Origin of the sequence: Nostoc sp., assembly GCF_036919895.1 — a bacterium.
In the GTDB taxonomy this organism is placed as follows: Bacteria; Cyanobacteriota; Cyanobacteriia; order Cyanobacteriales; family Nostocaceae; genus Nostoc.
This window is the reverse complement of the sequence record NZ_JBALBW010000024.1, coordinates 1-24600: the sequence shown is the minus strand read 5'-3', so window position 1 is coordinate 24600 and position 24600 is coordinate 1. Positions and strand designations below refer to the sequence as shown.

General features: G+C 41.3%; 21 protein-coding genes. 11 read left to right on the top strand and 10 right to left on the bottom strand.

Features of this window, described 5'->3' with window-relative positions; genetic code table 11:
- Positions 1-65: 65 nt before the first annotated feature.
- On the top strand, positions 66-932 hold the full coding sequence (gene murI / locus V7K55_RS03745; protein WP_334828341.1) for a glutamate racemase: 867 nt from the start codon (positions 66-68) through the stop codon (positions 930-932).
- Positions 933-977: 45 nt separating this feature from the next.
- On the opposite strand, the gene V7K55_RS03740 is transcribed toward murI, so the two are convergent.
- Complete coding sequence (locus V7K55_RS03740) at positions 978-1175, bottom strand: hypothetical protein (RefSeq protein WP_334828339.1); 198 nt, start codon at positions 1173-1175, stop codon at positions 978-980.
- A 947-nt stretch (positions 1176-2122) separates the two neighbouring features.
- Between V7K55_RS03740 and sds the strand changes: the two genes are divergently transcribed.
- A complete protein-coding gene (gene sds / locus V7K55_RS03735) occupies positions 2123-3094 on the top strand; it encodes a solanesyl diphosphate synthase (RefSeq protein WP_334828337.1) in 972 nt (323 codons plus the stop codon).
- A gap of 303 nt (positions 3095-3397) precedes the next feature.
- On the opposite strand, the gene V7K55_RS03730 is transcribed toward sds, so the two are convergent.
- Entirely contained in the window at positions 3398-3871 is a 474-nt protein-coding gene (locus V7K55_RS03730; RefSeq protein ID WP_334828335.1) for a hypothetical protein, read from the bottom strand.
- A gap of 204 nt (positions 3872-4075) precedes the next feature.
- On the opposite strand from V7K55_RS03730, the gene hetZ reads away from it, so the two are divergent.
- The 4 genes from hetZ to V7K55_RS03710 all read left to right on the top strand — a co-directional run bounded on the left by hetZ (position 4076) and on the right by V7K55_RS03710 (position 9211).
- A complete protein-coding gene (gene hetZ, locus V7K55_RS03725; protein WP_334828333.1) occupies positions 4076-5281 on the top strand; it encodes a heterocyst differentiation protein HetZ in 1206 nt (401 codons plus the stop codon).
- Positions 5274-6251: a PatU gene (locus V7K55_RS03720; protein WP_334828331.1), complete on the top strand. Its 978-nt coding sequence runs from the start codon at positions 5274-5276 to the stop codon at positions 6249-6251. Before hetZ ends, V7K55_RS03720 begins: the two co-directional genes overlap by 8 nt.
- A 319-nt stretch (positions 6252-6570) precedes the next feature.
- The gene (locus V7K55_RS03715; RefSeq protein WP_334828329.1) at positions 6571-6768 is read left to right on the top strand and encodes a hypothetical protein; all 198 of its coding nucleotides are present in this window, start codon (positions 6571-6573) and stop codon (positions 6766-6768) included.
- A 112-nt stretch (positions 6769-6880) separates the two neighbouring features.
- The gene (locus V7K55_RS03710; RefSeq protein WP_334828327.1) at positions 6881-9211 is read left to right on the top strand and encodes a transglutaminase TgpA family protein; all 2331 of its coding nucleotides are present in this window, start codon (positions 6881-6883) and stop codon (positions 9209-9211) included.
- Between the two features lie 75 nt (positions 9212-9286).
- Here the strand turns inward: V7K55_RS03710 and V7K55_RS03705 are convergent, their stop codons facing one another.
- Together V7K55_RS03705 and V7K55_RS03700 are read right to left on the bottom strand one after the other, a co-directional pair.
- Positions 9287-9745, bottom strand: a complete 459-nt coding sequence (locus V7K55_RS03705) for an endonuclease domain-containing protein (RefSeq protein ID WP_334828325.1) — start codon at positions 9743-9745, stop codon at positions 9287-9289.
- 106 nt (positions 9746-9851) lie between these two features.
- Positions 9852-10532: a uracil-DNA glycosylase gene (locus V7K55_RS03700; protein ID WP_334828323.1), complete on the bottom strand. Its 681-nt coding sequence runs from the start codon at positions 10530-10532 to the stop codon at positions 9852-9854.
- A gap of 191 nt (positions 10533-10723) precedes the next feature.
- Between V7K55_RS03700 and V7K55_RS03695 the strand changes: the two genes are divergently transcribed.
- Entirely contained in the window at positions 10724-11404 is a 681-nt protein-coding gene (locus V7K55_RS03695; protein ID WP_334828321.1) for a phosphoribosyltransferase, read from the top strand.
- Between the two features lie 45 nt (positions 11405-11449).
- Here V7K55_RS03695 and V7K55_RS03690 read toward each other — a convergent pair whose 3' ends face one another.
- The 3 genes from V7K55_RS03690 to V7K55_RS03680 all read right to left on the bottom strand — a co-directional run bounded on the left by V7K55_RS03690 (position 11450) and on the right by V7K55_RS03680 (position 14203).
- Positions 11450-12538 carry a tetratricopeptide repeat protein gene (locus tag V7K55_RS03690; protein WP_442949060.1) on the bottom strand — a complete coding sequence of 363 codons (1089 nt, stop codon included), beginning with the start codon at positions 12536-12538 and terminating at the stop codon, positions 11450-11452.
- Between the two features lie 265 nt (positions 12539-12803).
- Positions 12804-13646: a cyanophycinase gene (locus tag V7K55_RS03685; protein WP_334828317.1), complete on the bottom strand. Its 843-nt coding sequence runs from the start codon at positions 13644-13646 to the stop codon at positions 12804-12806.
- Between the two features lie 353 nt (positions 13647-13999).
- Positions 14000-14203, bottom strand: a complete 204-nt coding sequence (locus tag V7K55_RS03680) for a hypothetical protein (RefSeq protein WP_334828315.1) — start codon at positions 14201-14203, stop codon at positions 14000-14002.
- A 325-nt stretch (positions 14204-14528) separates the two neighbouring features.
- Between V7K55_RS03680 and V7K55_RS03675 the strand changes: the two genes are divergently transcribed.
- Positions 14529-16439, top strand: a complete 1911-nt coding sequence (locus tag V7K55_RS03675) for an acetate--CoA ligase family protein (RefSeq protein ID WP_334828313.1) — start codon at positions 14529-14531, stop codon at positions 16437-16439.
- A 105-nt stretch (positions 16440-16544) separates the two neighbouring features.
- On the opposite strand, the gene V7K55_RS03670 is transcribed toward V7K55_RS03675, so the two are convergent.
- Positions 16545-18164 (bottom strand): tetratricopeptide repeat protein, encoded by a 1620-nt coding sequence (locus V7K55_RS03670; RefSeq protein WP_334828311.1) that lies wholly within the window; start codon positions 18162-18164, stop codon positions 16545-16547.
- A 263-nt stretch (positions 18165-18427) separates the two neighbouring features.
- Between V7K55_RS03670 and V7K55_RS03665 the strand changes: the two genes are divergently transcribed.
- Positions 18428-20059, top strand: a complete 1632-nt coding sequence (locus tag V7K55_RS03665; RefSeq protein WP_334828308.1) for a DUF1565 domain-containing protein — start codon at positions 18428-18430, stop codon at positions 20057-20059.
- Positions 20060-20125: 66 nt separating this feature from the next.
- Here V7K55_RS03665 and V7K55_RS03660 read toward each other — a convergent pair whose 3' ends face one another.
- Positions 20126-20782, bottom strand: coding sequence for a DUF3386 domain-containing protein (locus V7K55_RS03660; protein ID WP_334828306.1), 657 nt, complete (start codon positions 20780-20782; stop codon positions 20126-20128).
- A 100-nt stretch (positions 20783-20882) separates the two neighbouring features.
- On the opposite strand from V7K55_RS03660, the gene V7K55_RS03655 reads away from it, so the two are divergent.
- Both V7K55_RS03655 and V7K55_RS03650 read left to right on the top strand, forming a co-directional pair.
- The gene (locus V7K55_RS03655) at positions 20883-21554 is read left to right on the top strand and encodes a helix-turn-helix transcriptional regulator (RefSeq protein WP_334828304.1); all 672 of its coding nucleotides are present in this window, start codon (positions 20883-20885) and stop codon (positions 21552-21554) included.
- A 562-nt stretch (positions 21555-22116) separates the two neighbouring features.
- Positions 22117-22494 carry a hypothetical protein gene (locus V7K55_RS03650; protein WP_334828302.1) on the top strand — a complete coding sequence of 126 codons (378 nt, stop codon included), beginning with the start codon at positions 22117-22119 and terminating at the stop codon, positions 22492-22494.
- A 118-nt stretch (positions 22495-22612) separates the two neighbouring features.
- Here the strand turns inward: V7K55_RS03650 and V7K55_RS03645 are convergent, their stop codons facing one another.
- The gene (locus tag V7K55_RS03645; RefSeq protein ID WP_334828300.1) at positions 22613-24061 is read right to left on the bottom strand and encodes an AAA-like domain-containing protein; all 1449 of its coding nucleotides are present in this window, start codon (positions 24059-24061) and stop codon (positions 22613-22615) included.
- Positions 24062-24600: the final 539 nt, after the last annotated feature.

Here is a 24600-nt window from a genome sequence, read left to right as displayed (position 1 = left end):
TCAATTAGCCGATTGTCTGCTAAATTCTGTATTTTAAATCCCAAAACCTAAATTAATATCTGCCTGTGTATTCATCTTCGATCTTTGATGCGAATCTTGACGATTTTTCGGCTCTTGAACCCCAACGTGCCCCAATTGGCATCTTTGACAGTGGTGTAGGTGGACTGACGGTACTGCGCCAACTATATCGGCAACTCCCCAATGAATCAATTGTTTATTTTGGGGATACAGCTCGACTTCCTTACGGAATTCGCTCACAAGCAGAAATTTTACAATTTACGCGCGAAATTCTTACCTGGCTACAAGAGCAGCAGGTAAAAATGGTAATTATGGCTTGCAACACCAGTTCTGCCCTAGCCCTAGAAACCGTGCGTCAAGAATTCAACATCCCCATTTTGGGAGTAATTCTACCTGGTGCAAAAGCTGCTGTACAGCAAGGAAAGCGAATTGGTGTAATTGCAACTCCAGCGACGGCAAAAAGTAATGCTTATAAGCACGCCATCCTCGAAATTGCCCCTGATGTGCAAGTCTGGCAAGTTGGCTGTCCTGAGTTTGTGCCACTCATTGAGCAAAACCGGATTCATGACCCTTACACTGCTGAAGTAGCACGAGCCTATCTAGAACCTTTAATAGAGCAGGAAATCGACACCTTAGTTCACGGCTGTACCCATTATCCCCACCTTACACCAGTATTGCGATCGCTCCTCCCCTCTCAAGTCAAGCTAGTTGACCCAGCCGTTCATGTCGTGGCAGCTTGTGCCCAAGAGTTAGATTTGCTAGGCTTAAAAAATACCCACCTCCCATTGCCAACTCGCTTCGCAGTTAGTGGTTGTCCGCAACAGTTTTCCCAGTCAGGAGTGCAGTGGCTGGGCTATACCCCAATGGTTGAAGAGGTTTGCTTCACGGATACTGCGATTTCCCAACTCCAATAAAACTAATTTGTCCTTTGTTTTGATTTAAAGACAAAGGACAAATGACTACTGACTATTAACAGCTTCAGTCACCTTTGCCCTTACAGATATCTCCTGCTTGTGTTTTCCTTCGGCAGATGAAGGGAAACTTGTAGGGACAGTCTTTGTACCCGTTCGCTTTGCCAGTGCTAATAACAGGTAGACTGCGAACAAATATCCAGACGCTAAAATAAAAATCATCATAGGTATACTTCCGTAAATCATTGTTCTACTAGCACCTTTTCAAACGAATATAAAATTCCATAAAATTTAGTAGAACCTCAGACAACCAAGTGCATTCTTGATTGCTGTAGCTTCATATAGTAAAATTATGTATAGAGGTAAAATCCTCTACGGACAAAGAATTTATTGTCTAATACGACTTCTTGCAGACCATAGATCCCACAGCACTTAGATTACTGTTTAGCAACCTAAAACTACGATTTTCATCGGTCTACTTGATCTGCGTTATTTTTTTCACACTGCTGTGAAAAGAGCAATGCTCGCGCTCAACGTGCGCTGAAGACGTGTAGCGGCTTCCCATAGGGATATCGCATAGCTCCAAACCAGGAGTTTTGCATATCGCAGAATAAACCAAAGGAATAATCCCTTTAATCTAAACTATGATTAATTATTTTAGACTCACATCACCAAGCCAGTGAAACCACTCACTAAGTGACCTACTTTTGGGGGTGTGAATATCTGAAAAATTTATAATTCCTACATTTTAGCGTAACACAACAGCCCTGAATTTGAAGCCCACTTGACTGCTAAATTTCAAATTTTTTGAACAGCTATAATTCAGTCCTGAAGAAATTTAGTCTTACCATTGGCGACTTATTTAAATTGTATTCATTTTGTCAATAAGTAATATTGCTTGAATTTTGTTTTGAACTGTGGCGGTAAACGTGTATCAGGAAACTACTTAATACAATTAAAGCGGATATTTATTCTCATATACTGAGAATTCATGTTTTAAGTGAGTTTAAAACCTGAGTCCATAAGAAATAAGCATAATTGCTTATTGACAAACCTACTATCTATCTTAATTATCACCCATAGATTCATAAAAATGGGATTAACTTATGAAAATTTTGCGGTGGCACAGGGTTATCTTAAAATGAGTGTAGGATATGTAAACTTTCGTAACCTAAGTCAGAGTCCGCCCATCCATGACCCCAGCCACCTCCCTGTTTACCCCTGTGGAAGCAGACCTGCGACTACTAGCAGATAACCTAAAACAGCTAGTTGGAAATCGCCACCCCATTTTGTTTGCAGCAGCCGAACATTTATTCGGAGCCGGGGGAAAGCGTATCAGACCAGCAATTGTCCTGCTAATATCGCGGGCAACCATGTTAGATCGAGACATTACACCGCGTCATCGCCGCCTAGCTGAGATTACAGAAATGATTCACACAGCAAGCTTGGTACATGATGATGTAGTAGATGAATCAGACGTGCGGCGAGGCGTTCCTACCGTTCATAGTTTGTTCGGTAATCGCATTGCTATATTAGCAGGAGATTTTCTTTTTGCCCAATCTTCCTGGTATTTAGCAAACTTGGATAATTTGGAGGTGGTAAAACTCCTCTCAGAAGTCATTATGGATCTGGCTACTGGGGAGATCCAGCAGGGACTAAATCGTTTTGAAGCTGGTATCTCGATTGAAACTTACCTCCAGAAGAGTTATTACAAAACAGCTTCGTTAATTGCCAACAGTTCAAAAGCTGCTGGGTTACTTAGTGAGGTTTCGCGGGAAACTGTCGAGCATTTGTATAGCTACGGTCGTCATTTTGGTATAGCATTTCAAATTGTTGACGACATTCTAGATTTCACCAGTACAACAGATACCTTGGGTAAACCAGTGGGGTCAGACTTGAAAAGTGGTAATCTGACAGCACCAGTTTTATTTGCTTTAGCAGAAAAACCATCCTTGGAAGTGTTGATCGATCGGGAGTTTGCTCAAGAAGGGGATTTAGAACAAGCACTAGCACTAATTCAAGATAGTCAAGGCATACAGCAAGCACGGGAGTTAGCTGCTCAACATGCGAAATTAGCAATTGAACATCTTGCAGTTCTTCCACCCTCAGAATCCCACCAGGCATTGATTAACATCGCTGAGTACACACTGAGTCGTCTCTATTAAATTAGTTATTAGTTATTAGGTACAGAATAGGGTTTTAGATGCCAATCTGAACCTACCAGATGTACTTAGGTGGGGGAATTTGGCTCAATGGTCAGCTAAAATTTGAAAAATGTTCACTGATAACTATTTGTTAATCAATTTTAGATTAGTCAGAAAATTAAGCCGATCGCCTGGTTCTTTAAAGAACTAAAAGGGTAGTAATTGGCATTAATTTCTTTTCACCAAAAACTTTTTCAAAGAAATTTGAGGCTTAAAATTTGGGATGTGGGATTGTATCTAAAAAATCCCACATCCCAAATTTTTCTATGCAATATCAGGGGGTATCTGTTTAGGCGATCGCTGCTGTCGTAACTGTTGCTGCATACGTTTCTCTAGATCGGTTCGCCGAATTTCAACGGTATGAGTGGTCTTACCCGGCGTTTCCAAAAAAAGGATACTATCTACGGGTTCTAATGCCACCAATTGGAACAAAATATGGGTGACAGGAGTAATTTTAGCTAGCATTTGAGGGTCAAGCCCAGCAGGGGAAATTAGAGAGACATCCTGTATGGTAGGGAAAGCGTAAATAACTCGCTTTTCCAATCCTGGATTAGCACGATTGCTCAAAGTAGTTAAAACCCAGCTTGACTCCGAATTTTGGAGAATATAGTACTGGGAGTGACGTAATTTTTGAGCGATCGCTCTAAGGGCAGGAGCAATTGCTGCAATCAGATTTGGTGTTATACCATCGCAGGGTGCATTGTCAATCAGCAATTGAATTTGTGCTTCTAAATCCATAATGACTTGTATACGGCTTCTGGGTAATGGCAATAACATCTATCAAAGTGTGAACAATCCCAGCCAAGTTGGGAATAATAAAATCAGCCACATCCTCAATATAGGATTGGTCTGCGTTTAGCTTATACGTAAAACCAAAAAAGCCAATACCCACAGTCGTACAGGTTGTATTTAAATACTTAGGGTCTTTTGAAAACTGAGACTATGAATTCAGCCGCAACCGTAACTATTCCATCTGCAAATATTCTGGGAGAAAATTCTAAAGGCGTGGAGGCGATCTTTCAACTCCTGTCCAAGGAGTTTCAACAATCGACCAAAGCTTCGGAACAGAATTGCCACGATGTAGCAAGACGTATTACCACCGAAGTATATCGGATTTGCCATGAGAGCAAACGTATTCAAGCTTCTGGAACTGTAGAAAGCTCGGCGCTCACCCTGGCTCGGCATCGGCTGCAACAGTGTCTCAGGTACTATCAGTTGGGTTCAAATCGGGGCAGAGTAGAATTACACAGTACTCTGAGTGCAATTATTTATCGATACATTAATCCGCCTCAGAAGCAATTGAGTTATCAAGGGCGACTGACTATAATTGAAGATTTTTTACAAAGTTTTTATCTAGAAGCATTAAACGCTTTCCGCCGAGAAAATCAACTAGGTGCTACTTATCGCCCCCAGACGCTTCTAGAATTGTCTGAGTACATGGCATTTACTGAACGCTACGGCAAGCGACGCATTCCCTTACCAGGCCGTCAGCAGCAGCTAATTATCTTGCGGGCGCAAACTTTTTCTCAACACCAGCCCCCAGAAACCAGCGTAGATATAGAACAAGCCGCAGAAGGCAGCAATAATGAAGGTGATGGTTCTTGGGAAGAACCAGCAGTACATCAATTGCGCTCCACAATGGCAACGCAAGCTGAACCTGAACCCGAAGAAGATACATTGCGTTCCGTTGTGGTTACAGAATTAATGAATTATCTCGAACAACGGCAACAATCTGACTGTGCTGATTACTTTTCCCTCCGCCTCCAGGATCTATCAGCCCAGGAAATTGAGTCGGTTTTAGGTTTAACCCCTCGTCAGAGAGATTACTTACAGCAGCGCTTCAAGTATCATTTGATTCGGTTTGCATTATTACACCGTTGGGAATTAGTTCACGAGTGGCTAGAAGCCTCTTTGCATACCAATTTGGGCTTAACTCCCCAGCAATGGCAAGTATACACAGCACAACTGGACAATAAGCAACGATCTTTATTAGAGTTGAAGCAACAAGGACAAGCCGATGAGAAAATCGCCAAAACTTTAGGGCTGTCAATGGCACAACTTCAAAAACGATGGTTTAAGATTCTTGAGCAAGCTTGGGAAATTCGTAACTCATTAGTGTCCGGATCAGGTGCATCTACTCATGAATAGTGACTCAGAATCCTCACAATATCAGTATCTCGGTTGGTTATTGACAGATGATGTCAAAAATAACGAGCAATCTGTACCATGTGAGGAAAATGACGGGGTAAAAAAACTTCTCAATGAAGCCACTGCTTCAAAAAGCAGTGAGCCAAAATTGGGAGGAACGCCCCAGACCTTTCAATTGGGAGAAATTCCTACTGTGCAAGATCGTTTCCAAGCCGTCCTTAAGCGTCGGTTACAAATCCAAGTCCAAGACCACCCACCTTTGTTTCCCTGGGAAACACAATTAATCGACTATCCCGATTTTGTTGATGAGCCGTCAATGACGCTCGTTCCTACCTGGGGATGGATGGTACAACAGTCGAAACTAAAACTGCCGTGTCCCTTGCCGGAGAGAGTTTTTCAGCAATTGCTGGAACAATGTCAGGCATTGGTGACATCTTCAGTACCTCTGGGAGCAAAATTAGTTCAAGTGGTGGAGAGCTTTTTTCCCAACGAGTCTCAAGCCCTAAATGATATAGCTGGATTGGTGCTAAGAAGCACTTGTCGATCTGTAAATACTCTGGAGACAATACCCAATATTCAGAGCGATTATTCAGATTTGCAGCTGCGTCAACAGATGGCTTTGTCGTTGATGGCGGCTAAACAATTGCTGGAAAATTTGACTCTACCAATTTCAGTAACCAGTCCAGTGGTAGAAAGACAATGGTTAACCACTGTCGGTAATTTAAACATCAGAGTAGAATATCAGTCTGTAGGTAAACTTACGAAGTTACTTGTTCAGGCTGAGTTACCCGTTAAAGGGACTTTGACACTTCGGGGAAGTGGCACGTTAGCAATGGCAACATCTTCGACTCCGGGATACTTAAGTGTAGAGTTAGGCTGTGAGCAACTTAACCCAACTTATACTTTGGAAGTTGAGTTTCCAGAAATTGACGAGCAGCCACTTTTGTTTGTCATTAATCCCACTGTGTAACCTTAACTACTACCGCTAGTATGTAATGCCGAATATCTTAAGGTAACTATTGCCTTGGGGTTTTTTCATCCTCTAGATAATACTAGTTCCAGGGTGCTTACTTATACTTAAGGCGTGGTTATGGTTAACCAGTGGGTGTAGACTCACCCTCTACCTAAATAATTGATTTTTCGTGGGTACTCGTCAGTCCATTTGGTTGTCAGCAAAGCCTGGGGAACGAGTTAGTTTGTTTTGCTGATTTTGCCTCTATTTTACCAAGCCACCAATTTTTCACAACGAATTTATTCGCTTGTGTTGTTTTTTTATACAAAATTATGTTTTGACGTTCGCGGAGCGTGCCGGAGGCATTACCACAGAGGCGCAGAGAAGCCAGTGCGTTGGGCGGGTTCCCCGACTTGTAGCAACTGGCGCAACGCAGAGAGAAGAAAGAAATGTGATGCTATTGATGAGTCGGCAAATGTATAAATCCCAGGCTCTGGCGTTGCCAGCCTGGGGTAGTTCATCTTGTAATAAATAGGCGCTAAACCTAGATAGATGCATGAAGGCAGGATAATAAAGCTTCTTCTAACGGGAATACTTTAAAGTAGGGCGAAGAGTTTCGTCCGTGGCATCTATAATTTAGACTCGAAATGCTCAACTTATCTAGGATGAATCGGTTCTGGCGTGTCCCTGTAGGTAATTTCTGGCGGCAAAATTTACAGAAGTCGCCTTTAATAGAAGTAGAAGATTCGATTTACTTGCGATCGCTGGTGCTAGCGTTGGTTATTTTGGGAATTGTGGCGACGGATATCGCCGCGGAAACTTCATTCAGTTTTTGGGCGTTACCCCTGAGTTTAGTAGGTGCGATTTGGAGTCACTATCGTCGCCGCGATGCCAATGTTGCAGTTAAATTCTGCATCGCCATTGGCATGTTAATAGCACTTGGTAGTTTCTTTGGGCGGTTAGTAGGAGAATTGAATGATACGCGGTTGAGTTTGGCGGAGTTATTAATTCAACTCCAGGTGTTGCACAGCTTTGATACGCCCCGCCGCAAAAATTTGGGTTATTCGATTGTTATAGGATTGATTTTATTAGGTGTGGCGGCAACCCTAAGTCAAACTTTAGCATTTGCACCTGTGTTGCTGTTATTTTTAGCGATCGCTCTGCCAACTTTAGTATTAGATTATCGCTCACGCTTGGGGTTGCAGCCGTTAAAAAATCAAAAGGAAAAATTCAATCAGAAGAATTCCTCACCTCTTAATTTTAAATTTTTAATTCTAACTTTTTTGCTAATTGTCGGTCTAGGACTGGCAATTTTTGCTGTTTTACCGAGATTCCCTGGCTATCAGTTACGGAATTTTCCTGTAAGTTCTCCTATCGAGTTAAAGGGCAAGTTTACAGGTAGTAGTATCATTAATCCTGGTTATGTCCGTCAAGGTAGTGGTAATAATCAAGGTAATGGTAGCGGTGGCAGGGGACAAAATAAAACAGGTGAACCGGGAAAAATAGATAATAATTTTTATTACGGTTTTAATAGCCAGATTAACCAAAACTTGCGGGGCGAGATGAAACCTAAAGTTGTGATGCGGGTGCGATCGCAAGCTGAGGGTTTTTGGCGAGTATTAGGATTTGATCGTTATACAGGTAAAGGATGGGAAGTCTCTCGGAATGAAAATGTGATGACTATGAGGCGATCGCCTTGGTCTTACCAAATTTTTCTTAACCGACCTCTGATTATTGGTAAAACCCAAGAGATAGTCCAAACTTATACAGTGGTGGACGATTTGCCTAACTTAATTCCGGCGATGGCTTATCCCAAAGAGATTTACTTTCCCACACCACTGATTGCAGTTGATACAGAAAATGGATTGCGATCGCCTGTGGAATTATCACAAGGACTCACTTACACAGTAATTTCTGAAGTACCATACCGCGATCGCACTTTGTTAGGTGAAGCTTCTACTAATTATCCGCAACAGATTAAGAAGCATTATCTGCAAATTCCTCCCGAAATTGCCGAAAAAGTCCGACAGCGCACTGAAGAAATTCTTGCTGACTACAATCGTGAAGGGGTATCAAAGTCTTCTAAAAGACTGGATTCACCTTATGAAAAAGCTCTCTACTTAGCTCAATATTTAAAGCAACGCTACTCTCTTCCGCAAAATCCCTTAGATTTGCCTTATTTGGGAGAAAAAGATGACTTAGTAGAAGCTTTCTTATTTAAATACAAAGGCGGTTATCCAGACCACTTCTCAACAGTTCTCACGGTAATGCTACGTTCTATTGGTATCCCATCGCGGTTAGTAGCAGGGTTTAGTTCGGGAGAATTTAATCCATTTACAGGATTATATGTTGTCCGTAATACTGACGCTTATGCGATGACGGAAGTATATTTTCCGAAATATGGCTGGTTTGCCTTTGACCCGATTCCCAATCATCCTCTTATACCACCATCAGTAGAAGATACTCAGACTTTCAGTGTGTTGCGTCAGTTATGGCATTGGGTTGCTGGCTGGTTGCCTTCTCCGGTGACAGGTTTGTTGAATAATGTATTTGAGACAATATTTAAGTGGGTGATTAGAGCGATCGCTTGGTTTTTAGCTTTATTCTCTCAAGGTTGGTTTGGCGTATTAACTGGCTTAATCTTGACAACTACAGTAGCTTTCTTCGGTTGGCTGGGTTGGGGACAGTGGCGACAGTGGCGCAACCGTCGATGGTTAAAGAAATTACCAGCAATGGAAAGCCTTTATCAACAAATGCTGCAATGGACGACCCAAAAAGGTTTAGGGAAGCATCCAGCACAAACACCCTTAGAGTATGCCAGAGGATCGTACCAGCATCATGCCCCAGCAAGTGCTGAAGTCATAGATGAGATTAGCCAAGCCTATGTTAGTTGGCGTTATGGTGGTCATCCTCCTAACTTGAAGCGACTGCGAGAGAGATGGTTAGAAGTGAAAAAGGCTGGTAAGACTGATAAGTAACCCATTGTCAATATGACGCAAAGCGACATAATTAGCCCCCTCCTCGCTTGCGGGGAGGGGGTTGGGGGTGGGGTTCTATCTCTGCAAGTGACTAGCAATATCCTGCAACACCCCCTCCATCCTCTCTAGAATATCCTCATTTCTAAATCGCACGATCTGCAACCCCAAACTCTCCAAAAATTCTTGACGTATTGCATCTTCCTGTTGGGTGTAATCATGAATTTCGCCATCTACTTCCACCACTAACTGCGCTTCATTACAGTAAAAATCGACGATAAAACGGTCAATTGTTTGCTGACGGCGGAACTTGAAACCCAAAAGTTGCTTGTCTCTCAACTTGTGCCAAAGTAACTTTTCTGCTGGAGTTAGTTCACACCGCATCTGTCGCGCTAATGGCTTAAGTTTTTTCCAAAGTTCGTGTGGGGTTTGCCAAGGGTATCCTGGAACCCCACCCCCTAACCCCCTCCCCGCAAGCGAGGAGGGGGAATTGGAGTCGGTGAGAGACTTTGGTTTGGGGTTTTGATCTTGGGTCATTTGTGCGATTAGTGCTTAGCTAATTAATATTTCATGTATTATTCCCAGCGATCGCACTCTTAAAACCTCCCTAACAGTCAAAACTCTGGCATAATCAGATATGGAATTAATTGTTATTTTGAATTTCGTCTAACTTGGCACGCACTGCCTGGATATCCTGCCACATCAACCATTTCGGCTCACCTTTTTCTTTAGAAGGTTTACGCAGTAAGTAGGAAGGATGAAAAATTGGCATACATAAACGCCCTTCCCACTCCAGCCACTGTCCGCGAATTTTCGTAATCCCACGCTTATCGCCAGTGATGCCTTTGACAGCAGTTGCACCTGTCAACAAGATTATTTTGGGGTCAACTAGGCGAATTTGTTCTAGTAAGTAGGGTAGACAAGCAGCCACTTCTGTTGGAGTAGGAACTCTATTATCTGGTGGGCGACATTTATTAATATTGGCAATGTATACATCATCCTCAGTAGTCAGATTCACGGATGCCAGAATTTTCTCCAGTAACTGCCCCGATCTACCTACAAATGGTAAACCTGTTTCGTCTTCATTTTGACCAGGCGCTTCCCCTATAACCATAATTGGTGCTTTGAGATTACCGCGTCCGACAACAGTATGAATACGAGTGTCTCCTAATGGACAACGGTGACAACGATCGCAATCCTGTGTCAACTCCGTTATATCAGAATAAGTTCCCGGAGCGATCGCAATTTTCGCGTCTGTGGGAATCAGTTCTCGTTGGTTAAAGCTTGAGTCGTCGAAGAGGCTAAGTTGGGTTTCGCTGCTCATGAAAATTAGGATTTTGGCATCAGCGCCATCTGTCTTATCTGAGTTAAATACTGCTCTGATTGGAGATTTATCAGAATAAATAGACTTTTGCTGAATACTTATTATTTATACAAATCTTATTGTATCAGTTAATTTGAGACAAAATTCAGTCATGATAAAAGCAGTGCCGTCCTAAGATGCTGGGGGAAACCATGTCACATACCCCATTTTTCGCCGATCGCACCCATGCGGGTGAATTATTGGCGCAAGTGATTCATGATGTTTTGACTCAGCAAACTATTGATTCTGGGGTAAAGCCTGTACCAATTGTTTATGCTTTGCCAAGAGGGGGTGTACCAGTTGCAGCACCAATAGCACGTCTTTTGAATTGTCCGTTGACAATCGTTGTAGCGAAAAAGATTAGCCATCCAGAAAACCCAGAGTTAGCAATTGGTGCAGTCACTACTTCTGGAAATGTTCTTTGGAGCAATCAAAAGCTATTTCGCCCTCAACATGATACCCGATTGCGGGAAGTCGCTTTAAATAAAGCCATCAACCAAGCTAAGTCTCTTGAGGCTCAATTAATTCCTGCTTGTCCGCAGGTGAATGCCGAGAATGCTACGGTCATTTTAGTTGATGATGGCATTGCTACAGGTATGACAATAGCAGTAGCGGCAACTGCCATCAAAATGCTTTCGCCAGTAGCAGTTTGGCTGTGTACTCCAGTAGCGCCACAAAAATTGCTACCTTGGTTAGAACAGTGGGGCGATCGCACAATTGTCTTGGAAACACCAGAATCCTTCTGGAGTGTAAGTAATTTTTACGCCCAATTTCCCCAAGTTGATACATTAGAAGTTCTCAGATATCTCCAGCAACAAAATTCAATGGAGTGAATGGATCTGTGCGAGTAATTTGGAATTATTTCCTTCTCTTGCTTTTTAACTATTTGGAGATGTTCCTTGCTGGTATTGCATAGCTTTGGCATAATCACCCAAGGCGTAGCAAGCGACCCTCAGACGATCGAGAGCTTCTTCTTCACTGCGACGATCTTTGATATTTCTAGCTAACAGCAAACGTTGTTCATAATATGTAATTGCTTTGTTATAGTCACCCAAAGCTTCACAAGCAACTCCTAAACTACCTAAAGACTGTTCCTCGCTACGTTTGTCTTGAATCTCTCTAGCTAATTCCAATCGATCTTCATAATACTTAATGGCTTTAGGATAATCACCTAAAGCATAACAAGCATTCCCTAGATTTTTTAGCACCTGCAAAGCACTGCGAACATTTTTTAAGGAGCGTGCCAGTACTACACACTGTTCATAATAGGCGATCGCTTTTGGGTAATTATTCAAAGCATACCAAGCATTACCCAAATTTTTCAGTACCTGTTCCTCGCCCCAGTTATCTTTGAGTTCCCGCACAATCTCTAGGCTTTGCTGCTGATACTCAATAGCCTCTGTAAAGTTGCTCAAAGCTTTATATACCAATCCCAAATTATTCAGTGCTGCCACTTGACTCCGTTTGTCTTGCAGCTGTTGCGTTATTTTCAAACACTTTTGCAGAAACTCAATAGCCTTATTATGGTCATTCAGGTGACGGTATGAATTGCCTAAATGGGAAAGTGCCTGCATTTGCAATACTAAATCTGAGGTATTATTCAGCAAAGACAAACACTGCTCTGAGTAAGAGATAGCACCCTTATAATCTCCAGCGCTGTAAGTTACCAATCCTAAAAAAGAAAGCGCCTGTGCCTGTTTTTGCAAATCTCCAACTGCCTGAAATAGCCCCAAGGATTGTTGTAAAGACTTCAGCGCCGCTATTAATTCACCAGTTTGCTGCTGTTTAATTCCTTGCCGTAGTAGCTTAGACGCTTCCGATAAATTGTCATCACTTTCCTGTGGAGATACTATTTCTGCTTGTGAACCAGAGTCAAATTCATGGGTAATTGTATTACGCTTCACTGGTTTTAGGTATGTTATGGGTAATTGTATTTTTCGCTCTGTTATTCCATTGCCTTTAGGCATTACCCCCTTCCTGTTAAGTCTGGTGGTTAAATCTAGTGTTCCCAAAAGCAGAAGATATCTTTCATCAGGTGTTGCCCCTACGGTAAATCAAGGCTTTCACTGCCTTTTTGCGTAAGTCCTATATATAATAATAAATCCTTCCTTTACTCCAAAAAAGAGGGGCTATGTCCCCTATCTCTAAAAGTGTTTGGAAGGATATTTAAAAGATAAATGTCACTAATCTACAAGTATTAATTATCAAACCTGTTAAAAATTGGGTGTTGATTTAAGCAACAGATACAGGGAGATTTGCCACAGAGCCATTACCGGAGATGGGTTGGCGGGTTTTCAAGTCAAATTTGAAGCCATTTGGCAAGATATGAAGCTTTGCTCCAAAAATCGCCAAAGACTCATCCTTCAAAATTTCGCCCATATTGTTGTATGTAGCCTCTGATTCATCAACAATAGTCACCGCACCTTCACCAATCACTTCAACTTGGTTATCAGTGACTACCATAGCGGTATTTTCGTCAATACCGAACCCCAAAACAGCAGGTTCTAGTATTAAAGCTGAAATTAAGCGTCCCAAGCGTCCGCGTTGGGAAAAATGCTGGTCAATTACCACCCCTGGTAAAAAGCCTAGACCAGGGCCCATTTCGACAGTTTCAATTCGAGGATGTGTCTGCGAATCACCTTCCACGATCATTTTATCTGGCATCACGGCCGCTCCGGCGCTTGTGCCTGCGATAACTATACCTTCCGCAAACCGTTTATGAATGGCCACATCGATTTCGGTATCCTTAAGGATGTTGGTGATGCGAGCTTGATCTCCGCCGGTAAAAAATACCCCAGTTGATTTATTAATTGCTTCCAATGCGGTAGATGAAGATGCGTCTTCGCGGGTTTCTGTATCAAGAATGCGAACATTCTCAGCTCCCAACCTCTGAAATACTCTAATATAATTTTCTCCCACTTCTCTTGGTAATTCTGTCGCTGCCGTCATAATCGCAATGTATGCCTTCGTACCCCCAGCCCGTCGCACAAAGTCCCGCAGAATTTGGCAATCCCCTTCCTTATCTTCAGCTCCCCCAATAATTACCAGCTGCCGTTTGGGATTACTTTCCACCATGATGCCCCCTGATGTGAGTTAATAAATTTCACTAAACCATGACATACTCAACTATCAAATCATCCCTGTGGTAGATTACCTGATAGAAGGTAGTATCAAAATTTGCGTAGATGCAAGCGGCTTGTCGTTAGACATCGCAATTAAACCAAAAGATTTTTCAGGAAAAATACATAAAAAATAGCTCCCACTCAAAATTAGTTTTCCTTGACTAAATAAAAACCCAAGAGCAACTGCCTCTAAAAATATCTTCTAGAGGCGTTGTTGACTATGTTGCTAATTGCCGATTGAAAATTTATTTTGTAATTGTTGGTATTAACCCTAGCTGGGTGCAATTAGATATCTGATTATGAGTCCTAATGAATGCGACTTCTGTAGAGCAAGTTAGTCAAGAAAAAACGTGCTTGTTCCAGTGGGAGATGCCTGGGTTTGCCTTGGTAGACAATTTGATACTCGTTTGTGTCTGGCCCATCACCGTGTCCAGAGATCAGCTTTTGGTGAAAAGCTTCCTCAGCAAGTTCTCGAATTTCGTCTCTTAGAGCAGCTTCTGTGCTATTCATACTTTGCTGTCTTTGCTGTTTTTTCAATACAACATATCTATTTATACAACCTCGGTGATGGATATTGCACCTTTCAAAGGTTATATCTTTGACTATTCATGAGGATGAAGTGACTATTCTTTATTCTTTGCTGAGAAAGGGGAATTTAATTATGCCTTGAGATAGTTAAAAATGCTTACTAATAGGGTTAATGTATGTTCTGATTAGATCAATGGCTTTGCCATCACTCTCCAAAATGAATGTGAAGCAACCTACAATCAATAAGTCTGAGTAACGATAACTCAGCAGAAAAATTTCAGGGTGTTTAGCCAAAGGTTCGTAATCAATGGTTCTACAGAAAAGCAGTGATTTAGTCCGCATTAATGCTAGAAGAACGGATGTATTCGATATTTTCAACTTCAAGCATTACATTGGCTCCAACCCCTATTTAGATACAGGGGCGCTAGTATTTGACTTTGCTCTAATTGACTCTAGAGAGCCGTTGCCCATTGAAGATTATATTGCAAGCATAGGCGATCGCTATCCAAATCTGGGCAGCCAAAGCTACGAATCCCATGCCCATCTGTTTGGCCAAGTTGTGTCCGAAGTCGGAAAACTGGACATGGATTTGCACCTCAACCGTTGGAGTGTTAAACCATATCCAGATTTCGTGCGAATTAGCGTCCAATCACTACACGAACGCACAACTAGAGAAGTAGCTTATTTTGTTTGGGATTGGTTTGAAGCCGTTACCCAAGACGAGGACTTTGACTTTGATGAGCAGCTAGTGAGGCTGCAAAATAGATTCCGCGCATCCGTCTATGGTGGCCCGACAGTCTACGCTCTATTGCGAACAGCCTACGAAAAAGGTATTCCCGCCTTTTACTTGTGGGAAGAAGGGTTAATGCAATACGGCTTTGGAAAAAAACACGTCCGGGGAGTAGCGACAACATTTAACTGTGATAGTCATCTAGATTCGGAGTTCACCACCCGTAAGGATGACTGCAAGGCATTTTTAAAAACCTTGGGTTTCCCAGTCCCTGAAGGCGATATCGTCTTTACTGAAAAAGATGCCTTGGCCACGGCAAGAAAAATTGGCTACCCAGTGGCAGTTAAGCCAGTGGTAGGTCACAAAGGAATTGGGGTTACGGCTGACGTACAAGACTCAAAAGAAGTGGAATCTGCTTATTATAGGGCATTAGCAGCGATTCCTGAAGATCAACTAACTCGGATAATTGTTGAGAAAAGTATTTCTGGATCGGATTTTCGCATGTTGTGTGTCAATGGCAGATTTGTCGCCGCCACAGAACGCCGTCCAGCATCGGTTGTCGGTGATGGCTACTTAACGCTTGCAGAATTAATCCGTCTAGAGAACCGCAAACCTGAACGTTTAGACACGCCTACCTCACCGATGAGTAAAATTCAGATTGATGAAGCGATGGAACTTTACTTAGAGGAACAGCGTTTATCGTTAGACAGCGTGATTGAAAAAGGACGCACTGTTTATCTGCGTAAAGTTGCCAATCTTTCAGCCGGAGGTATGAGCATTGATGCAACCCAAACAGTTCATGCTGACAATATTATCTTGGCGCAAGATATTGCCCAACACTTTCAACTGACTTGTCTGGGGATTGATGTCATGACTAAAAGTCTCGCAGAATCTTGGAAATCGAGTAACTTCGCTATCCTAGAAATTAATGCTGCACCGGGAGTTTTAATGCATCTTAAACCTTGTGAAGGTGAAAGTGTTGATGTACCTTCTCATATTTTAGAAACCTTTTTTGAGTCGGATACAGATGCGAGGATACCGATTATTACCTTTAATAAAATCTCAGTTGAAGAACTGCAAGAAACCATTGACCATATCCTTTTGCAACATCCCGACTTGACGGTAGGGGCCGTTTGTCGTGATGCAGTTTTTGTGAATCGCTCGAAAAAAGTATTAGGCAAAAACTACAATAGCAACGTCCAAACTTTGCTGCGCCATCCCAAACTTGATTTGCTAATTGCCGAGTATGCGGAAGAAATCTTAGATGAAGACGGGATGTTTTACCGGAGTAGTAATATTGTCGTTTTGGATAATCCCACGGAAACTGAAATGATACTGGCGCGGGATGTCTTTGATAGCTCTACTGTGATAATTAGAAAAGGTAACGGTATCTCTGTCCGTCGCAAAGGGTTGATTGAAGATTATACTTTGGCTGAAGATGAACCATTTACACGGGTTTATTTGAAAGAAACTGGAACGGTTTTTTGAGCTAAGTAAGCGAATCCATTAGATACCCGGCTTCTTAAAGAAGTCGGGTATCTGAATTTATTGTAGAGACGCGATGAATCGCCGTCTCTACAATAAATTGATTGCCTAGAATTTTAAAATATCTAATGATTCTTCTATTTCTAAATCTAATATTATTTCTCGTGTATCTTTGAGCGCTTCTAGCTTACCTTCTTTACGATAGATATCGGCCGCTTTTTGAAAATCTTCAATTGCTTGCTGTTTATCTGCTATTTCTAAACGGATATTGCCACGATTGTAATAAGCATCGGCATAATTTGAATTAATCTGGATTGCTTGAGTATAATCTTCAATTGCTCCCTGAAAATCTCCTAAATCGGAACGAGCATTACCACGGTTGTAGTAAGCATCGGCATAATTAGGATTAATCTGAATTGACTGAGTATAATCTTCAATTGCTCCTTCAAAATCTCCTAAATCAGAACGAGCATTACCACGTTTTTTATAAGCTATGGCATCTTGAGGATTAATCTTGATTGCTTGGGGAAATGCTGGCTGAGAACCTAATAAATAACGAGCAATTCCCCGATTTTTATAAGCATCAGCATAATGAGGGTTAATTTTAATCGCCTGGGTATAATCTTCAATTGCTCCTTGGTTATCTCCTACATGAGAACGAGCTTCAGCCCGGTTTTTATAAGCAACTGCAACATTAGGGTTAATTCTGATAGCCTCTGTATAATCATTAATCGCTTCTTCTAATCGCCCCAGTTGAGATAGAGCTAAACCTCGTTTATTATAAGATTTAGCATCATGAATATTTATATAGATTGCTTGAGAATAATCTGCGATCGCAGCTTCATAATCTCCTAGTTGATAGTGAGCCAAACCTCGTTTATAATATAAATCAATATCGCTAAATTTTACTTTTAAGGCTTTATTATAGTTAGCGATCGCATTGGGATATTCTCCTTTCTCAAAACATTCATCTCCCAATTTTATATAAAGTGTATTTAAATCTTCATTACTATATTCAGGTTGAAAAAAAGATTTGAGCAACTGATTATTCGCTGGCTTAGATAAAATTTCCGGTTTCGGAAGATATTTGTAAATTGATGGTTGTTGCTGAGAAGAGTTATTTAGAGAAGATTGTAACTGTTCTAAATAACAAAGTAAGCCACCACCATAGAGTAATTGGTCTATCCCAAAGGAAATTTTACCAGTTTTTAATTTAATCATCCGGGTTGGTAGAAAGCCAGCCAAAAAAAGGTGATACTGAGATTGTGCTTCACTCACATCTTCTTGAATAAAAATGCAAACTACAACTGCATTTTTTTCAACTTCTTCAGAACTAATTGACCATCTAACTCTATCAATATTACCGTGACGAGATTTAACTTCTATACCAATAGATGGGTCAGAAGTCAAGGTAAAATCTATATTGCCATCGCCGCCGAATCGCTTCTCATAATCGACTTCAGTAATAAAATCTGCTAAACGTTCTTTAACAACTTCCTCACCCAATTTACCTTTGAGATAGCTGATAAAAACGTCACGGACTGGCGAAACACGCTTGTATTTCTCAGCCATCAACCAGCAAAATTCTCGTAGTGCCTTTAATCTTTCTCCAGATATTATAGTTAATTCACTATGTTGACCTTCTGTTTCACAATGGAGCAAACAACCAGATGTTAACCTTTTAATAAAATCAGACTGTAGCGATCGCAGTAGTGTAATCCAGTCCATTGATATTTCTGCGAATCTTTATGATGAGATTATTCTATTAAAATATCCAGTCAGCGTAAACCTTTTAATTAGCTTGGGTGATATTCTCTAAATTTGCTTAACATTATGTATAAAATATTAATTTAAATTAATGCAATGACTTTTGCATTAGCATAATTTTTTAACTTTGCAGTGAGAAGTACTTTAAGTTACTTAATGCATCAACCGCTACCCAGTTTCTTGGTTAGCGTTAGGATAGCTATGTATTTTTTGGAAGTATAAATATGGCTCAGACTTTTTATGTAAATCCAGTATCAGGTAGTGATACCAACGTTGGTAGCCAACAAGCCCCGTTCAAAACTATTACCCAAGCCCTTAAGGTAGCTACAGATAAAACCAAAATTCAACTAGCAAATGGTAATTACAATGCTGTTAGCGGTGAAATATTTCCGCTAACCGTTCCATCGGGTGTGACAGTAGTGGGTGATGAAACAAACATTGGTAATGGCATTTTGATTGAAGGGAGTGGTAACTACCTAAGCCGTACATTTGCTGGTCAGAATGTCACATTTGTGCTGTTAGACAATGCTGAATTACGGGGGGTAACTGTAACAAATTCGGCTAGCCGTGGTAGTGGTGTCTGGATTGAATCAACGGCCCCTACTGTTGCTAATAGCACCTTTATCAACTGTAAGCGGGAGGGAGTATTTGCTACAGGTGATGCTAACCCAGTTATTCTAAATAATGTGTTCAGAGAGAATGCAGCCAATGGAATTGCGATCGCTAAAAATTCCAAAGGTCAAATTCAAGGTAATACTTGTGTCAAAACTGGTTTTGGCATCGCCATTAGTGATACTGCATCACCTACACTTCGAGATAACAAACTTTCGGAAAACCGTTCTGGAATTGTTATCTCTGGCAGTACTCGCCCTGTATTGCGTAACAATGTCAGCGAAAATAACACTGACGATGGCATCACCGTAATTGGAACTGCCCTACCGGATATTGGCAGTACCAATAATCCAGGAGGGAATACTCTACAAAATAACGGCAAATTCGATTTGCAAAATGCCAGTTCCAATAAGCTGGTTTCTGTGGGAAATAAAATAAATCCGTCTAAAGTCACAGGAAACATAGAGTTTGCAGATAGTTCGGTTCCCACGCCGACACCAACGCCAACTCCAACTCCGATACCAACTCCGACACCAACTCCGACACCAACTCCGACACCAACTCCGACACCAACTCCGACACCAACTCCGACACCAACTCCGACACCAACTCCGACACCAACTCCGACACCAACTCCAACTCCGACTCCAACGCCAACTCCCACTATCGAATTAACCGATATTAGTAATCATTGGGCGGGTGGCTTTATTCGGGAATTAGTCAAATTGGGAATAGTTAATGGTTTTCCCGATCGCACATTTAAACCTGATGCTACAATGACACGGGGGCAATATGCAGCATTACTGGTAAAAGCTTTCAACCCACCACTAAATCGCCCTGCAATCAAATTCAAAGATGTACCAGCAGAATTTTGGGCATCCAAGGTAATTCAACAGGCATATCAAGGTTTATTTCTCTCTGGTTTTCCTGACAATACCTTCGGCCCCAACAAAAATATCCAGCGCGTGCAAGTGATTGTCTCCCTAGTGAATGGGTTGAAATTATCTGCTGATGGTACAGCATCTATCAAAGCTTTTGATGACCAAGCAAAGATTCCTGATTATGCTAAAGATGAGGTCGTAAAAGCTATAGACAAGGGGATTATCGTCAATCACCCGAACCTTAAACAACTCAATCCTACCCGCGATGCTACACGCGCAGAGGTAACAGTTATGGTATATCAAGCCTTGCTTGATGCTGGTCGTGTAGCGGCGATTGAATCGCCTTATATTGTGAGTGCATAAAAAATAAAAGCGATCGCTCTTTAGTTTAAAGGAGCGATCGCTAATTGTTAAATTTCCAAATAAAACTTAAGCAGCAACAGGTTCCAACAATTTGATGTCAGAGAAGACAAATTCTTGAATAGAGACTTGTCCTGCTGTCTCGGTGCGAATTTCCCGACGATTTAGAATGAAATAGTCACCAACTTTTTCATATTCATCAATAAATTCGCTTCTACCGCCCTTTTGTTCCCCAGTTTTGGGGTCATGATACACAGAGTCATAGCGGTGGGATAAATAGCCTTCTCCAGTGTCGTGACTGCTGAAAGTGTCAATTGTCACGAAAGTACCGTGAATTAGACGGTGAACATGGCAGACTTCATTATTGCGGACTTTGTATTTATCGCCCTCGGCCTTACCACCCATTAAAAGCTCAACCGCACCAGTTTCATCAGTTTTACCATAGTTAAATGTATTGGCGCTGTGGGTGTCTTCAAAGTTGCGGCGGACGCGGTGAATTGCTATCTCCCAGGCTTGACCATGAATTGCTTTCTGGGCTGACTCATCATCTACATCTAAAACTTCGGCTTTGAGATTGGCAGTGATGATCACTTTGCCTGTAAAAACTTTATCCTCATGTTTAAAGGTAATATTTGCAGTATAGCCTGGGAAATTCTTGTCCCAAGTATAGCGGTTCTCATAAGCAGCCCGGAAAAGTTCCTGAGCAGAGAGTTGTGTAACTGTCATGTTGCTTCTCCTAGTCCTACTGTAATTAGCGTTTTAGTTTCGTTGGTATTAGCATAGAAGTAATTGTTGAGGCTTGGATAGTCCCCAACTGGGTACACTTATGGTTAATTTTCTTCACGCTGTATTTGATGCGATCGCTAATGTCCGAAATGAGCAAGAATTAAAGCTAGCTCTAACGGATCAAATTGGTGAGCATTTTGGCGTGCAAAATTGGGGCATTTATTTCCTAGATGAGCAACCAACATCTGAAATCGATGTTCAAGGTATTCCAGCAGTATGCTTAGAAAGCAATCCAGTCGGGCGCTATGTGGTTGAGCGTCACGCTCCCGCCCACGAACAGTTATTATTATCACCAGCAGACTGGAAACATTTTTGTTCGCGTTCCGATCACGAACACGTCATGAGTGGGCCAATTGTTTGCAATGGTCGTCTTGTCGGAACGCTCAACTTAGCTCGTGATAAGGGAAATCCTCCTTTTAATGGCAATGATTTAGCCGATTTGAGTGCCTTATGCATTCATTTGTCAGCAAAAATGGCAACTCTGCGGACAAAACCAAAAATATTCCATTCCCTTTTAGTAAATCCTCTAACAGCACGTGAGTTACAAATTGCCGAGTTAGTGGCGCAGGGGTTAACAAATGCAGAAATTGGGGAAAAACTTTGGATTACGCAAAATTCTGTCAAACAAGCTTTGAAGAGGATGTTTCGTAAGTTGAAGGTTTCGGCGCGTGCAGAAATGGTGGCAAAGCTACAAGATATACAAGTTTCTTGAAGAAGAATTCCAAATCCAGAATTCAGGAGTCAGAATGGGCATTTAGCCCATTCTGACTCCTGACTCCTGAATTCTATTTTGATAAAATTAGATTGATATAGTTAATTGTTAAGTCTAGATTATTTTTTTTACAATCAATTTTTTAACTATTTTCTTAACTGTCTTAACTGTCTTATCTGTCATTGCATTTTCTTGGCAATGACGGGAAAATACAAACGGGATAGGGATAGTAAAAATTCAGTAGTCATAATTCAGAAATCAGAATAATTAGAGAATCAAAATAAAACTTGATTAATCGCATACAAGTAGGTAGGCGTAATTAAATATAAGATCAAACCTCACCCTCAATCCCTCTCCTTACTAAGGAGAGGGAAGCCGGAGACAGGGTGAATTTTATATTTAATTTGACCCACTTACTTACCAATCATATTAGACTCTTTCTAAATTCTGACTCCTGTTAGTGATAGCGGGGGCTTTAGCCCGGACTGAATTCTTACCAAAATACATTTGTCAAGAATGTAACTATCTCAATAGACCCTATTACTTTTGAGGAGGAAAATTAATGAGTTCAGTCGATGGAAATCATGTCTATATCTTAACACAAGACCAGGGCATTAAACTGTCTGGAAATCCCATTCAAACTGAAAATTTTTCTGTTCAAAAGACTCTCCGAAATGGAGGAAAAATCCGCTTCAGAATTCGTTATTCTGCCGAACTACAGGGTTTTTCCCTGTTAGAAGTTTTTCTGATGAGAGCGCAGAACGGAACACAAACTGCTAGCATGACCATTCCCAACGGTGGTTCGACAGCTACTGCTCAAGAACAAGAGCAGGAATTTAGTATTTGGGAGCCAGGAGATTATTACTTCTTTTTCAAAATGTCTTCCAATAATGGAACATTTTTTATCGAGGATTATCAGCTTTATTGGTCAAATAGTTAATTCTTTTTCGTTAAAGAAAAGTAAGATTGACGTTCATGAAAATTCTGGGCAGATAATTTCTTTGCCCAGAATTTTCATGAGCATAGAGACGTGAGATAAAAAGTACTTGAGAGTTGTTTCAAGCACGTTTCTGCAATGATTTATATTCAAATTCAGCAACGTCTAGTTGTTTTTTAAAGTAAGCACGGTAGAGTTGGCAACGCGGTAGGATGCGATCGCCTTCATAAGTTATCAGCCCCAAGCTTTCGAGCTTATGAGCATCAATGGGATTGAGAGAAATGCTTTGCTTTTCGCTCACAACTTCAATATATGCTCTTACCAAACTGGGATTTTCTTGCAAGATTGCCCAGTGTCGCCATAAATGATAACGGTAGATGCCGCCGTTAGCGATCGCTTCCTGTACCAGTTCTTCTAAAGTAATTCTTTGACAGCAGAGATAATACAGAGCAATGCGAATTAGGGCTGGATGTCCCCCCACCAGAGACATCAGTTGTGTAGCCTCGTCACCAGAAGTCCAGTCTAGCCCATGCCGTTGGGCTAAATATTCGATTTGAGGCTTAGTAAATTCTGGCAGATGAATCGGTAGTCCGATATTAAATGGGGAACGGTTGATATCCAGGGAGACGTACACTTCTGTAGAGTAAACAACCACTAGCCTTAGTTTGTGTAATTGGGTATCTTGTCGTGCGTCCTCATACCAAGAACGCAACAAACCAAAGAACTCTTGAGCAATTTCAGGATATTCAAAAAAGCGGTCAACCTCATTTAACACTAAAACCACTGGACTTTTATTCTGCTTGAGCAAATAAGATTGCAAGTATAAACTGCAACTCAACTTACAGCCGATTTCTTCATCCCAATTGTCATCTAGCTTGGGTTCTATGCCTAATGCTATTGCAATTTGCCAGCAAAAAGAACGCAAAAGCTTGTTTAAGTTTGTCAGACAGCTTGCCTCAATTTGCTTGCAATTTAGGTTCACCGGGCGATAACCTTGCATTTTGGCAAAGGCTAACAGCCGCAGCACAAGAGAACTTTTACCCATCTCTCTTGGCGCTCGAATTCGGATTACACAGCCTGGTTGAATTATTTCTCGATAAACTAATTCCTCAATGGGAGAACGTTCGACATAAAAGGGCGAATCTAGAGGTACAGGGCCGTCTGGGTATGACCAAAGATTTTCGAGTTGACTATGATGCTGAGTAGTAAATAGATCCAAGGATAAAGACTGAGGCATTTCTTTCTCTTGTGTATCAAAACCGAGTGATAAAGTTCTAGAAATTTCAGTATTATTCGGCTCCCTTAAAATTGCATAGTCTTCCCTGTATAATTCTAGGTTAAAGGCGGTAAAGCACAATTTCAGGGTTTTTTGATCCACCCCTGTATTCAACGACCATAATCGATTTAGGGTTTTCGTGGAAACATTCATGCGATCGGCTAAATCTTCTAGAGTGAAGTGATTGCCATTATTTTGAACCTTCTCCATCACCAAAATTACTGCTTGTAAACGCTTTAGCCCAGCGATCGTTAGGACAAGTCCGCGTTTCCGATTACTCTTAGATTGCTTCATATCGCTAATTATCTACGTGCTTTTTTCTTTACTGTCTTAGCTATCTCCTCATTGTTTCATGTTTTAAAACAGTTATTCAACAGTTACTTACCTGTTCTGAAATTAGCTATTTAATTGTGATAAATAATACATTATCTCTGGATGGTGATTAGATAGGTGGGTATAAATAAACATAGCTAACATAACTGCCACTAGTGAAGGCTGCTGATGCGGCGTTGTATCAGCAGCCTTCACTACTTGTAAATAACAAATGACAAGCTTTAATAGTTCACTTTATTTATTGCCAACTTACTAAGGTATTACTTAAAGTTATTTTTAACCTGGTATTAATCTGGATTTTGCATCCAATAAGGTGGAGGCGATGTCTACACCTACGCTTATCAAAATTAGCAATTTTATTTTAGATGCAACACACAGTAGGGGCGCACAACTAGCTGTGCGCCTTTATAGAACCCATTTGATATCTTTTTTAGGTAGCAGCTAGTCTTTTGAGCATCAATCTGATAAAACAAAGCTTGAGCTTGGCATTGGCACGAGCC